The sequence below is a fragment of the Streptococcus sp. 151470009-6 genome (genome assembly GCF_053628175.1).
The window spans coordinates 42182-55827 of sequence record NZ_JBSEZF010000001.1 but is presented as its reverse complement, the minus strand read 5'-3'; the positions used below and the strand labels follow the sequence as shown (position 1 = coordinate 55827).

The 13646-nt window shown below is 41.0% G+C and carries 13 protein-coding genes and 1 tRNA gene; all 14 read right to left on the bottom strand.

Annotation, left to right across the window (positions count from 1 at the left end; genetic code table 11):
* Position 1: 1 nt before the first annotated feature.
* Positions 2-994 (bottom strand): ABC transporter ATP-binding protein, encoded by a 993-nt coding sequence (locus ACUW6H_RS00270; protein WP_454359020.1) that lies wholly within the window; start codon positions 992-994, stop codon positions 2-4.
* 320 nt (positions 995-1314) lie between these two features.
* Positions 1315-1860 carry a histidine phosphatase family protein gene (locus ACUW6H_RS00265; RefSeq protein ID WP_001066187.1) on the bottom strand — a complete coding sequence of 182 codons (546 nt, stop codon included), beginning with the start codon at positions 1858-1860 and terminating at the stop codon, positions 1315-1317.
* Between the two features lie 51 nt (positions 1861-1911).
* A complete protein-coding gene (locus ACUW6H_RS00260) occupies positions 1912-2844 on the bottom strand; it encodes an alpha/beta hydrolase (RefSeq protein ID WP_454359018.1) in 933 nt (310 codons plus the stop codon).
* A 130-nt stretch (positions 2845-2974) separates the two neighbouring features.
* Positions 2975-3856: a class II fructose-bisphosphate aldolase gene (locus ACUW6H_RS00255; RefSeq protein WP_075566991.1), complete on the bottom strand. Its 882-nt coding sequence runs from the start codon at positions 3854-3856 to the stop codon at positions 2975-2977.
* Between the two features lie 139 nt (positions 3857-3995).
* Positions 3996-5324, bottom strand: coding sequence for a sensor histidine kinase VncS (gene vncS, locus ACUW6H_RS00250; RefSeq protein ID WP_096407932.1), 1329 nt, complete (start codon positions 5322-5324; stop codon positions 3996-3998).
* Entirely contained in the window at positions 5321-5977 is a 657-nt protein-coding gene (vncR, locus tag ACUW6H_RS00245) for a response regulator transcription factor VncR (protein ID WP_447265870.1), read from the bottom strand. The genes vncS and vncR overlap by 4 nt, the downstream gene beginning before the upstream one ends.
* Before the next feature lie 141 nt (positions 5978-6118).
* Complete coding sequence (gene vex3, locus ACUW6H_RS00240) at positions 6119-7498, bottom strand: ABC transporter permease subunit Vex3 (protein WP_454359015.1); 1380 nt, start codon at positions 7496-7498, stop codon at positions 6119-6121.
* A gap of 50 nt (positions 7499-7548) precedes the next feature.
* Complete coding sequence (gene vex2, locus ACUW6H_RS00235; RefSeq protein WP_000173736.1) at positions 7549-8196, bottom strand: ABC transporter ATP-binding subunit Vex2; 648 nt, start codon at positions 8194-8196, stop codon at positions 7549-7551.
* Between the two features lie 12 nt (positions 8197-8208).
* Positions 8209-9486: an ABC transporter permease gene (locus ACUW6H_RS00230; protein WP_454359012.1), complete on the bottom strand. Its 1278-nt coding sequence runs from the start codon at positions 9484-9486 to the stop codon at positions 8209-8211.
* 181 nt (positions 9487-9667) lie between these two features.
* A complete protein-coding gene (locus tag ACUW6H_RS00225) occupies positions 9668-10102 on the bottom strand; it encodes a hypothetical protein (RefSeq protein WP_096407940.1) in 435 nt (144 codons plus the stop codon).
* A gap of 149 nt (positions 10103-10251) precedes the next feature.
* Positions 10252-10337 (bottom strand) — tRNA-Leu (locus ACUW6H_RS00220).
* An 80-nt stretch (positions 10338-10417) separates the two neighbouring features.
* Positions 10418-10993: a cysteine hydrolase family protein gene (locus ACUW6H_RS00215; RefSeq protein WP_454359010.1), complete on the bottom strand. Its 576-nt coding sequence runs from the start codon at positions 10991-10993 to the stop codon at positions 10418-10420.
* Entirely contained in the window at positions 10993-11781 is a 789-nt protein-coding gene (gene codY, locus ACUW6H_RS00210) for a GTP-sensing pleiotropic transcriptional regulator CodY (protein WP_000940728.1), read from the bottom strand. The genes ACUW6H_RS00215 and codY overlap by 1 nt, the downstream gene beginning before the upstream one ends.
* A gap of 283 nt (positions 11782-12064) precedes the next feature.
* Positions 12065-13642: a DEAD/DEAH box helicase gene (locus ACUW6H_RS00205; protein WP_454359008.1), complete on the bottom strand. Its 1578-nt coding sequence runs from the start codon at positions 13640-13642 to the stop codon at positions 12065-12067.
* Positions 13643-13646: the final 4 nt, after the last annotated feature.

The following is a 13646-nucleotide window of genomic DNA, read 5'->3' as shown; positions in this document are numbered from 1 at the left end:
CTTAGAGCTCCTTTCGGTAGAAGCGACGGATAATATCCTCGATATCCGTATCCAACATCTTCAAATCGCGAATTTCAAAATCAGACAGAGTTTGCTTGATAATATCAGCTGACTGGTAGCGGGAACTATCAAATTCAATATTAAGGCTATTCCCTTGTCTATCAATGGTCATATCCGAAGAGCCTTCATAGTGAGAAAGGAGATGACTTTGACCTGGTACCAGTTCAAAAGAAAGAGTCTTCATCTTGCCAAAGGTTTCCTTGAGCTGGCTAACCGTTCCATCAAAAATCTCTTGCCCCTTGTCAATCATAAAAATCCGATCACAGAGTTGCTCAATGTCACTCAGGTCATGAGTGGTCAAGAGAATGGTTGTTTCTTCCTCCTGATTGATTTGGGTAATGGCCCGACGAATATTGTCCTTGACCGACACATCCAAGCCAATGGTCGGCTCATCTAAAAAGAGAACCTTAGGATTGTGGAGCAAGGAAGCCGCAATGTCCGCCCGCATCCGTTGCCCCAGTGAAAGAGTGCGCACGGGGTCTTTGATAAAGTCCTTCAAATCCAAGACTTCATTCAAAAAGTCCATGCGCCTATGAAAGAGCGAGTCTGGCACATCGTAAATCTCTTTCAAGACCGTATAGGTCTCTTGCAGAGCCAAATCCCACCATAGCTGAGTGCGTTGTCCAAAGACAACCCCAATATCCTTGACATAATCTTGACGATTATCCTGCGGAATCTTGCCGTTAATCCGACAAAAACCAGATGTCGGTTTCAAAATCCCGGTCAGCATCTTAATAGTTGTCGACTTCCCAGCACCATTTGCCCCGATAAAGCCTAGAATTTGGCCTTTTGGAACTTCAAAGGTCAAATCCTTGACCGCTTCAAAGGTCTGCTTTTCAGGATGAATAAAGGAGCGTAAAGCCCCCTTTAACCCCGGCTCCTTGACAGTCTTTACAAAATTTTTCTGAAGATGCTCTACTTCTATCATTGCCATATCTATCTCCCTATCGCAAGGAATAGCAACATTGTATTTTTGACTACAAATATTCTAAGTCCTTACTTTCTAAACTTTCTAATTGTTATTCTTACAGAAGGCTTTATACCAACCTATTATAGTCCAATAAAAAAAGGAATGCAAGCGTTTGCCTAAAGATTATGAAATTAAAGATTTCACTCTTAAAATAATACTTTTGAATCAAAAATTCTGGTTTAATAGTTTCCTTAAAACACCAAAAAAATCTGCCCAATGGGCAGGTTACGAATTGTAAAAAGCAAACTATTTTAATCAATATGATTCACTATTTAATCAAAGAACTAATCTTTCAAAATTCTTTTCACAATCCCATCTCTATCAATTAGAAAACAATCTGGAAAGGTCATCTGCTCCCATTTTTCATAATCAAAACTGGAATCAAAGTGATGTAGTAGTATTCCTATCAAATTCCCGTGTGAACTAAGTAAAATCATTTTTTCTGAGTATCTCTCTTCCAATTCCATTAAAAAATTTAGTACTCTAGCTAGTGCGTCTTGATTTGATTCCCCTTCTGAAAGAGATTCACTAGGATTTTGCCATAAATATTTAATACTGTCTTCAAACTCAGAATCTTTTATAAAGGTTGAAGATAATTTTCGCTCTCGTAACCGATTATCAAGAACTATTTTATCAAATTGAATTGGCGAGCTATTAATCGTTTCAAATGCTCGTTTATAAGGACTAGAAAAATAATAATCAATATTAAAAGAATTCAAAAACTCTAACTGGTCAAGAGATGAAAATCCTTTTTCTGATAAAGTTCTATTAAAATCATCACTTGAAAATCTTGAATGAGCATGTCTAAGTAAAATATAAGAATTATTCATAAGTCATTACCTTTCAATTATTATCATCTGTCTCAATGGATTTTTAATCCCTCAATTATTCTCTAAAAATTCTTTAATGCGAGAAACAATAACGTCGCTTTGATAATGATAGAGGTCGTGAGGCGCATCCATATAGACGACTTGAACATTAGACTGGTCGCTTGCAAATCTCTCTGCATAACATTGCCACTCAGATTGGCTAAAGCTAGTACCATCAGCATTAGAAACCATTAGTAACGCTGGAATTTTCGGATTAATGTTTGAGGGAACTTTCTTGGCATTTTCCTTTACCGTTTGGGATTCATGAAGCATGGCTTGTGACATCAACTGCTTATAAGCTAGAAGTTTATATTGTTTTCGTTCATTTTCGGTCAGAGCTTGATTTTTTATATAAAAAGACTCAGGGAAGTAGCGTAATAAACCAATCTTGCTGCTCCAATAGGCCAACGTAAGCAAGGCCTGATTATTCTTTAAATTCTCATAACTTGACGGCAGTGCCCAATCCAGACCAATCAAGGCTTTCACTTCATCAGGATACTTCTCCTGCCAAGCCAAACTCTCTAGACTAGCCATGGAATGAGACAGAATGATAAACGGCCCTGTGATATTTGCTTGCGAAAGAGCTTGGCGAGTCTCAGACAAAACCTCCATCACATCTCTTGAATGATTGCTATCATCACTATAACCATATCCCGCCCGCTCCACGATAACTACCTTATACTGTTTTGATAAGGATTCCGATACTTCTTTAAAATCCAATATAGGAGAAGTAATACCAGCACCTGAGAGAACTACTATAGTCTCAGGACCATCCCCTTCAACGTAAACATTTATTTGATGTCCATTGACGAGAACTTGTTGCCCCATAGGTGTCAGTGAGGCTTCTTCCTTTTCCAAACTGATACGGTGAAAGATGAATGTAGCGAGTAAAAACAAAAGAATGAAACTGAGAAAGCCAAGAAACCATTTTTTCAGTATTTTCATAGCATTATTGTACAAAAATTAGACTCTTTTAGCAACTTAAGTTTAAGAATTTTCCTGTATAATCTGTCTATATCAAGAAACAAAAAACCCACCTTCACAGGCGGGTTTCGTTTTGTATTGTTCAGCTAGATTAAGCTTTACCTTCTGAACCGAATACGTCGATACGTTCTTCAACTGATGCTTGGATAGCTTTTACACCGTCAGCCAAGAATTTACGTGGGTCGAAGAGTTTTTTCTTGTCGTATTCTGCTTCGTTTGCTTCGTAGTCACGAGCAAATTTACGAGTTGCGTTAGCGAATGCGATTTGGCATTCAGTGTTAACGTTAACTTTCGCAACACCAAGTTTGATAGCTGCTTGGATTTGGTCATCAGGAATACCTGATCCACCGTGCAATACGATTGGGAAGCCTGGAAGAGCTTCTGTCAATTTTTGCAAGTGGTCAAGGTCAAGACCTTCCCAGTTAGCTGGGTAAGGACCGTGGATGTTACCGATACCAGCTGCCAAGAAGTCGATACCAGTTGCAACCATTGCTTTAGCGTCTTCGATTGGAGCCAATTCACCTTTACCGATGATACCGTCTTCTTCACCACCGATAGTACCAACTTCAGCTTCTACTGAGATACCTTTAGCGTGTGCTTTTTCAACAACTTCTTTAGCCAATTTAAGGTTTTCTTCAACTGGAAGGTGTGAACCGTCAAACATGATTGAAGTGTAACCAACTTCGATACACTCAAGTGCATCTTCGTAGTGACCGTGGTCAAGGTGGATAGCTACTGGTACAGTGATCCCCATTGACTCAACAAGGTTAGCGATCAAGTTGCGAGCAACTTTGTAACCACCCATGTATTTAGCAGCACCCATTGAAGTTTGGATCAAAACTGGAGCTTTTTTAGCTTCTGCTGCACGCAAGATAGCTTGAGTCCACTCAAGGTTGTTTGTGTTAAATCCACCAACTGCATAACCGTTGTCACGAGCTGCTTGGACAAATTTTTCTGCTGAAACGATTGCCATTTGTCAGGCCTCCTATATATTTTTTGGGACATCCCATTTACATTGTTCATTTTATCACTTTTTGACAAAAAAAGCTAGTTTTTCCCATACTTTAGATTGAATTTCTTCCAACTCAATCAATGTAAACCCTTTCTTTCCCTTAGTCTTGAGAGACTTTAGGATAAGACATGAAGAAGGTCAAACGATCATCTTGCATCTCAAAATGATAAGGTAATTTCTCGTGTTCTAATAAACTTTTGACCACAAAGAGCCCCATTCCTGAACCCTTGGCCTTGCGACTAGCATTGCCAGAAAAAGACTGGGCTAGTTTTTCTTGTTCTTCAGGACTACAGCTATTCTCGATAAAGAGTTCTCCGTCTCTCTCGCCGATGCGAACCAAGCCACCTGGAGTGGAGTGCTTGATAGCATTGCTGATGAGATTAGATAGAATCAACTTCATCACAGATGGATTTATGTAGGCTTGCTGATGGGTCAAGCTAATGTCTATCTGAACATTTCTTTCCTTGGCTAGTAAAGTATAATCCTTAACCAGAGTTTGCGTCATTTGGAGTAGGTCGATGTTCTCCTTCTCCTCTCGCAATTCCTGAACAGAAGAAAGAGAAAGTATCTGAAGAACGTGGTGACTGAGGTCGTCCACAATCCCCAAGGCAACTCCCAGATAGTGGTCTCTATCTTTATAACGACCGATATTTTCTTTCATATTTTCGATTAGGATTTTGAGACTAGCCAGAGGTGTTTTCAGCTCATGAGAGGCCCCTCGTAGGAATTCAACCTTCATTTTTTCTAACTGGAGAATGGCTTCATTCTTGTCATGCAAGTCCGCAATGACAGTCAAAAGATGCTGGTAAAGGCTATTGATTTGTTCCTTAAGATCACCGATCTCATCCTTAGAGTCCACGCGCAACCGCACTTGAGCATCCAGGTCCATCATCCGACGGGTCACCCGCTTGATTTCCAAGATCGGCGCAACAATGGTTCGAGCATAGATGTAAGATACCAAGAGGGAAATCAAAAACGATGCCAGCAAGGTATAGGGAAGAAACTGGAGGCTAATTTGCTCTGCTTCCTTTTGCAAATCCATGGACGCTAAAAACTGGAGAGTCATAGTGCTACCATCTTGGGTTGTCACCTCACGCTCCTCGATAAAGAGAGAGGTGGTCTGGCGGTCTGTATCTAGAGGAAGGTTGTCCTTGACCTCTAACTTGTCCTCTGTCATCTCTCCCTTGACGGCCCCCTTGATATCACTAGTCTGGGAATACAAGTCTAACACTTGCTCGATACTTTGCCTATCCTTTCCTTCTAGGGACTGGGAAATGGCTGTCGCTTTCTGACCGATGGTTTCCTGACGATGACTCAGATAAGTTGAGGGAAAGAGAAAATAAATAGCTAAATGAAGACAAATAACCAGAACACTAAAAATCGAGAAGGTATAGATGAATATCTTTGTAAATAAACCTGTTCGTTTCATTTTCGCTCCAATTTATAACCAACATTACGCACTGTGAGGATACAATCCAAGTCTAGCTTTTTCCGCAGTTCCTTGATATAAACATCAATAACACGGTCAAAAGGCACCTCATCTGTCACCTTCCAGACGGCATCGATTATCTGAGATCGAGTCAAGGCCCGTCCTTCATTTTTCACCAGATAGTCCAAAATTTCCAACTCTTTGGCATTGATAGCCACTTCCTGACCTGCTAGGCTTGCACTGTAGCTCTCAAAGTCCACCTTGGTATCCTTATAGGAGAAGATTCGTCCCGTATCGTAGTAGCGCTTGAAAATCGCATCTACTCTCACTTTTAAGAGGGAGAGTGAGAAGGGTTTTTCCAGATAGCCATCTGCTAGCGAAACAAAGGCACTCATCTTGTATTCCTCATCCTGAAAGGCAGTCAACATCAAGACAGGAACCTGACTGGTTTTGCGAATCTCAGCTAGGACTTCTAGACCATTCAGCTTGGGCATTTGGATATCCAGTAAAACCAAGGCTACTTCATAGCTGGAAAATTGTTCTAGGGCTTCCTGACCATCCGCCGCCTCAATAGTCTCATAACCACAATCTGTCAAATAGTCACTGATTCCCTCACGGATCATTTCTTCATCTTCTACAATTAAAATTTTCATAGAAAAACGTTTCACATTCCTTTAAATTTCTTATAAATCTTCTCTGTTTCATCCTGATAGGAAGAGTCCTTATCTAGATAAAATAGATAAAAATGCTACCTATATTATACCCCATTTAGGGGAGAATAGGTAGCAAGTTTTTTATTCGCTATCGAGCAAGAGTTCTTTTGGTTGTTTTCTGAGGAGATTGCTTGAAGCAAGCGCCATAACAAGAACGACTAGAACTAAAGCAAGGACAAAGACGATGATAAAGTCTGATGTCTGAATGGAAATGTCTAGGCTCGATAAGGTCTTACTAAAGCCATCTACTTCTGCACCACCACCAAGGTTAGAGGCTTGAGCTGCCTTGCTGGCTTGCTTGGCAACACCTGAAGTGACATTGCCAAGAACAGTATTTCCGATTGCTCGAGCTGTGTAGTTGGCTAGGAAGTAAGCCGAAACGAGAGCAGGGATGGCGATCAGGATAGATTCGGTGATGAATTGACCCAAGATACTTGCCTGCTTGAGACCGATAGAGAGGAGAATTCCCACTTCCTTGCGACGGGCATTGATCCAAAGGCTGAGCAAGAGAGCAAGGAGAAGGACTGAGAAGCTCAAGCTACCCCAGAAGAGGAGGTTGGCCATCTTGTACATACCAGAGATGGATTGCTCAAGAGCTGGGTAGTTAGATGAGCTCTTTACAAGTGTGTAGCTCTTCCAGTTGATACCACTGATGCCATTCAACTCTTTCATGACATCATCCAAGTTCTTGTCTGCTGTTACAAAGAAGGTTGCGTCCCCATAAATAGCTGTGTCTTCTGTGTATCCATAAAGTTTTGCAGCAGTGTGAATGTCTGTGATAGCTGTGTTTTCGTAGAGTTCTTGTGAGTAGGTTACTGCTGACTTATTGTGACCATCAAAGAGTCCCTTAATTGTCACTTCGACTGTTTCCTTGGCACCTTTTTCATTGTCTGCATCGTAGACATTGGAATCCAGTTTAACCTTGTCCCCTACTTTCCAGCCGTGTTTGGCTGCCAAGTCCTTGTGCAAGAGGATTTTGTCTTTGTCGTCGTTGGTTAGGTGCTCACCTTCAACCAGCTTATATGAGCCAGAGACAAACTTATCTTCTTTTGAGGAGTCATTGACACCTGTAATCATCAAACTGCTTCCAAACCGTTTGGCACGGTCTGCAGTGAGGTTTTTCTTGGTTTCTGGCGTTTCGATGAGGTCATATCCAGTCAAATCTCCGATAGCGTTGATGCGTTTCACATAAGACTCGATGGCCTTGTTTTCAGTGATTTTTTTGATATCCTCACCCTTGATATTCCCAGCACCACGAGGCGTTCCTTGATTGACGCGACGATTGATTTGCATGGAGAAGCTGTTGGTGATATTTTTAAAGGTCTCCTGAGAAGCCTTGGCTGTAGCTCCCTTGATCGACAAGCCGACCAAACTCAAGCTCGCCATGAGGAGAATAATCAGGAAGATAACAATCGATTTGAAAAACTTCCTTGTAACATAGGCAAATGCGTTGTGTAACATAGGTTCCCTTTCTAGATTTGATTTCATAATTCTATCAAAACAAGCTCATCTTATTTTGTAGTGTTGCGAGTTTCAGTCAGTTTCTTATTCTTCAATTCAAGTGTAATATCTGACGCTTGTGCCACTTCCTTACTGTGGGTGACGACGATCACACATTTACCTGTTTTCTCAGCAAGTGACTTGAGCAGTTCGATAATATCTCCAGCAGTTTTAGGGTCCAGATTTCCTGTTGGCTCATCAGCTAGAATAACTGGAGCTTCTGAGACCAAACTGCGAGCAATGGCGACACGTTGTTGTTGACCACCTGATAACTGGAGAACGTTCCGCTTAATCTGACTTTCATCCAAACCAAGCTCAAGAAGTGTATCCTTGCTTGCTTTTTTGTTGACCAAGCGGATATTTTCCAGCGGAGAAAGATAATCTATCAAGTTATAATTTTGAAAGACCAGAGAAATATGGTGCATACGATGGTAAGAATATCCCTTATTCCGAATGTCTTCTCCTTGGAAAAGGATAGAACCTTCGACAGGACTATCTAGACCAGCAAGTAGGGACAAGAGAGTGGATTTTCCTGCTCCTGACTCACCAATGATACTATAAAACTTTCCGGGTTCAAAATTATACTTGATCTGATATAAAACTGCCTCAGCAGTGTTCTTATAACGGTAGGTAACATCTTGCAATTGTAATAAAGTCATGATTTCTCCTTCTTAACTAATAGATGATAAAATTTCCTTAGGCGATTTTCTAAATAGAAATACGAAACAAAGGGCTACTGATAAGCAACCAATCAGTAGCAGAAAGACATAGGATTCTGCAAAGGATAGGAGACTGGTTGATAGACTGCTTGCTTTGGCTAGCGTATCTTGTAAGGTTGCCTGATCTCCACTGGCTAGTACAGTTTGTAGCAGATAGGATGTAATGGCTTTCCCAGCAATAAAGGATGGAAGCAAAGCTCCAAGAGATACCAACACCACCTCTAAACAGAACTGTAGGAAGATTGAGCTCTTGCCTTTTCCAAGTGCCAGTAAAATCCCTACTTCGTAGACCCTTTCTCTCAACCAGAGAGACAAGACCAAAATTAAGGCTCCAGCTCCAGCTATCAACATTCCATAAAGAAAGATAGTTAGGAAGGTTTGGAAGGTTGCCACTGAGTCTTTGATCTGTTCAAAGGCCTTGTTTTCCTTTTCGACTTGGTAGCCTTGATTTTCCAAGGCCAAGTTTTCCACCTGCTTCATGAGTCCGTCCATTTCCTTAGGATTTTCTACATAGAAGCGCGCTGCACTAACTTGAGGTTCACTATTTCCCAAAAGGGTTTGGTTACTTTCATAGTCTGTAAAGACTTGGTTTTCACTGAAGTCAGAAGACAAGCCTGTGAATTTCTCTTGTTTTTTACCAGAAAAGATGCCGACAATCTCAAACTCAACTGTTTGTCCTTTTCCTGATTCTGACTGTCCAGCATCCAAGCGAATCTTGTCATGAAGCGAAAGACCGTTCTTTTTAGCCAACTCTTCGTGGATCAGGATTTTCTTGGAATCCCCTTTTTGAAGGTGTCGGCCTTCTTTTAGATTGAAAGCTGAGCTGGTGAAGGTAACATCCTTGGATGAATCCTCAAGAGCCGTTAAGCTAACCAAATTCTTGTCCGCAGCTGACAAGTCATCACGTTCGACGCTCTGCTCACCACTGACCGCTTCCTTGTCTTTTAGTTTTGCGACCGTCTCGAGTTCAGGAGAGACATTTTCCAGTCCCTTAATCTTGCTAACTGATGCTAGGTCCGATAACTTGAAGGTCTGACCATTCTCTATCTTCTTAATAGAAAAAGAGGTATTAAGAGATTTGTAAAGATTGCTTTCTACTGTTTTGTTGGATTTCATCAGCGTCAAACAGGCTGAAATTCCTGCTAAAAGAACAAATAAAATCAGAAATAAAATAAAACTTCTCAGTCGTTTTCTGCTGACATAAGCCCAAGCTCTTTGGATTGGATTCATTTGTCACCTCCATATTTGTAAGACCATTATAAAATCCAAATATGAAATGTTTATGAAATCGAAAAAATTTTTGATTTATTTTTTATAAAAAATAAAAAAGCTAGCGACCGCTAACTTTTCTTCTTATCTAAACAAATAATTTACTAATCAAAAATCCACTCCATTCTATATATGATGGGCATCATCTTTCAGCTAAGTATTTTTCAATTTCTTCGACTTTTAATTTCTTGACTTGTGTTTGAGGAAATTCTTGATAAGGCGAGATAGAAAAGCTTGGTTGCAAATTGTCGCATCTTTTATCTGGATTCTTCTTGAGATAGTCTTTTAAAGCTTCCCTGTTAACAAAAATCTTATATGAAACCCTTCCTTTATTTGACTTGATTTGGTAAATGCCACAGCTTGTCTTCATACTATAATCTGCCGCCCGTAAATAATAGCTAGCAATTTCTAGCGATTTGAACGGAAAATTCCAACGCTGTAAACCGTTTTTCGTATGCTCTATACAGATACAACGATCACAATGGCTACAAATATATTGCCTATGCTCTCTTAAACACTCCAGAGGGTTCAGTAAGGGGGTCACACGATTTTTCTCACTATAACATTCGACACACATGATTTGACATTCCTTTCTCTCACCCTTAGTATAGCAAGCTTTCTCATAAAAAGACAGTTCTTGATACCAATCTCTTCCGATAGTCGAACTGCAGCTCTAGCCCTCCTTGAAAAAACAAAAAGAGCTAGCCAAAGCTAACTCTTACCCTATGCGGAGAGAGGGACTTGAACCCTCACGACCTAAAGCGGTCACAGGATCCTTAGTCCTGCGCGTCTGCCAATTCCGCCATCCCCGCGTCGATTACTTTACTAGTATATCAACTTTCAAAATCTTTGTCAACACTTTTTTCAGATTTTTTTCATTTTTCCAAGGGAATCATTCTTTAATTTCAGACAGATTTTCATCTAGCAATTTAGCTCCCAGAGTGTTCTTAAAATGTCCTAGAGCAAACTGATGATTTTCTGGCCAGATAGAGGCAACCGCAGGTTTGACAACTTCAATGTCATAACCTAAATTGTAGGCATCAATAGCCGTATGAAGGACACAAATATCGGTCAGAACCCCTGTCAAGATAACTGTAGTAACCCGACGTTCCCGCAGGCGAATATCGAGGTCCGTTCCTGAAAATGCTGAATAGTGACGCTTGTCCATCCAAAAGACGCGACTATCGTCCTTATTTTCCGCATAGAAATCAGCTAGGGAGCCATATAGGTTACGGCCACTAGTCCCAATGATGTTGTGCGGTGGAAAGAGCTTACTTTCCGGGTGGAAGGTATCCTTCTCCTCATGAGCATCAATAGTGAAGAAGACATAGTCTCCACGATCAAAAGCCAGTCTGGTTACTTGATTGATTGCCTCTGATATAGCTTGAGCTGGCACTCCAGCAGTTAGCTTTCCATGGTCTGCTACGAAATCCTCTGTATAGTCGATCGAGATTAAAGCCTTTGCCATTAGTAGTCCCTCTTTTTCACTTCCTCAAAAATATCACCAATTAGAACTTTGAGATAAGTCCCCTTCATTCCTAATGAACGACTCTCAATAATTCCCGCCGACTCCAATTTACGAAGCGCATTGACAATCACTGAACGCGTAATGCCAATACGGTCTGCAATGACAGATGCAGTTAATTGTCCTTCATTTCCATCCAACTCAGCTAGAATAGCTGAAACGGCACGAAGTTCTGAATAGGAAAGGGTATTAACTGCCATGGTTACAGCAGTACGACGGCGAATATTTTTCTCATCTTCTTCACGTTGGAAGTTCAAGAGTTGAATCCCTACCACCGTGCTTGCAATCTCAACAAGAATCAAATCCTCATCTTCAAATTTCTTATCATTGCGCCAAATAATCAAGGAGCCTAGACGAATCCCTGATACATGAATCGGAGCAATGGTTGTCAAGCCATCTGGAAAATCAGAGCGACTTTCGACTGGGAAGATACTCAAATCATGATCTACAGTAAGATTAGCTTCTGTATCGTAAATCATGTTTGCCCCTTGCACATAGTCCTCTGGGAAAATCTTAGTTTGGAAAAACTGCTCTACTCGATCTGTATTTGTCTTGTAACGCATGAAATAGCCCAAGAGACGTCCCTTACTATTCACAATACAAGCGTTACAATCAATGATATCTGCCAACTGGCGTGTAATCGCATTGTAGGGAAGTTCATCTTGAAGTTGTTCCTCTGAACGTTTCAAGATGGAAGTAATTTTTCTTGTTTTTTCTAATAAATGTGCCATTTTTTACCTCGCATTTAATCGCTATCATTATAACATAAAGAGCCTGAATTTTCAATTATTATCTGAAAATTGCTTATTTAATTGCAATTTTGAACAGCAAAAATATTTTAGAAAAAAAGCCATTTTTTTATTGACATCCTATTTTATTTTTGATATTATAACATTATAAGAAGATGACATGATAAATCCCTTTCCGTTTCACCTATCCTTTACTATCAACCATCTTCTTTTACCCTTGGTCTCCTTATATATAAAAGCGATTCACCCAGTGAATCGCTTTTTCCTATTTGTCTCCCTTGTTACGAATAACAAAGCCTGTTTTCTTTTCGCTTGAAGTGTTGCGAGGTTTTTTATTGTCTTTATTACGGTAACGTCTGTCTTTATCAAAGCGGTCGTTTCCACGACTACCTTTCTTGAACTCATCACGACGACCATTGCCACGGCGATCACGGTCTCGGCGGTCGTCTCCACGACGGCCTCCACGACCTCCCTTAGCTTTGCCACCAAAGCCATTACCTGATGGTTTAAATGGCAGTGGTTTTTCACGTGCAATCTCAACTTCTGGTAGGCTGTCAGGATCTTGGACAGTCAGACTCAGGATATACATAGCCAATTCTTCAGGACTAAATTCTGCAGCTAACTTACGAGCATCTTTAGCAAATTTCTCAAAGTTGGAACGAATTTCTTCATTTGCGAAATCACGTTCGATTTTCTTGAGCGCCACTTGCTTTTTAGCTTGGAAGGCTTCCTCTGCACTTGCAGGTTTAAGACCTTTCATGCGTTTTTTGGTCAAGTTTTCGATGATTTGAAGGTAGCCCATTTCATTTGGAGCTACGAAGGTAATGGATTGACCTGACTTACCAGCACGACCTGTACGACCGATACGGTGAACATAACTTTCAGGATCTTGTGGAATATCGTAGTTGTAGACATGAGTCACTCCTGAAATGTCCAAACCACGGGCTGCCACGTCTGTTGCTACGAGGACATCTAGATTGCCATTTTTAAAATCCCGAAGGACACGCAGACGTTTGTTTTGGTCCAAATCACCATGAATGCCTTCTGCACGGAAGCCACGGATTTTGAGTCCACGAGTCAATTCATCTACACGGCGTTTGGTACGACCAAATACGATAGCAAGTTCTGGTTGTTCCACATCCATAAGACGTGTCATAGTGTCAAATTTTTCTTGTTCCTTTACACGGATATAGTACTGATCCACCAGTTCTGTTGTCAATTCCTTGGCAGCAATCTTGACATGCTCAGGCTCTTTCATAAACTGAACGCCGATACGTTTGATGGCTTCAGGCATGGTTGCTGAAAAGAGCAAGGTTTGACGATTTTCAGGGACACGAGAAATGATGGCTTCGATGTCTTCAAGGAAGCCCATATTGAGCATTTCATCCGCTTCATCAAGGATGAGGGTTTCGATATCGTGCAATTTCAAAGCCTTGCGTTTAATCAAGTCCAAAAGACGGCCTGGTGTTCCTACCACGATATGGGCACCAGATTTAAGGGCCTTGATTTGTTTCTCGATGCTTGAACCACCGTAAACTGAGCGAACTTTCACTCCCTTGCTACGGCCAAAGCGGAAGAGTTCCTCTTGGCTTTGAACAGCGAGTTCACGAGTTGGAGCGATAACCAAGGCTTGGATGGTCGCTTCTTCTGTACGGATTTTTTCGAGGGTTGGCAAGCCAAAGGCTGCAGTTTTTCCTGTACCAGTCTGAGCTTGACCGATAACGTCTTTTCCTTCGAGAGCCAAGGGAATGGTCTGTTCTTGGATAGGACTGGCTTCTACAAATCCAGCTTTTTCAATCTCTGCTAGCAATTCAGCAGACAAGTTAAATTCATTAAATTTCACGTTA